Genomic DNA, 246 nt, shown 5'->3' with positions numbered 1-246 from the left:
CGCGTTACTGACGCCGAGAAAGATGACCGGAAAAACTATCAGGCATTCAAGCAAGAGAGGGAAAAACGTCGCGAAGTGCTGAAAGGTTTTGTGCCTTTCTGGCACGGAATCGAAGCAATCAGTGCGGGGCGCCCCATAGAAGGGCTCGCGCAGATATGGATAGATATTCTGGCCTTTTTGCTGCCGGTCGAAAAAGTCGTCACCGAAGTTGTAACGAGTGGCATCCGACTGGTGAAACCGGTCATT

The 246-nt window shown here is 51.6% G+C and carries 1 protein-coding gene; it reads left to right on the top strand.

The annotated features are described in order from the left end of the window. Positions 1-246, top strand: a 246-nt coding sequence (locus SB764_RS43575; protein WP_410867249.1) for a hypothetical protein, incomplete at both ends; no start/stop codon positions are given.

The sequence above is a fragment of the Paraburkholderia sp. SIMBA_027 genome (genome assembly GCF_046535315.1).
In the GTDB taxonomy this organism is placed as follows: Bacteria; Pseudomonadota; Gammaproteobacteria; order Burkholderiales; family Burkholderiaceae; genus Paraburkholderia; species Paraburkholderia tropica.
Note: the sequence above shows the minus strand (reverse complement) of the source record. Positions and strands in the feature narration are given on the sequence as shown.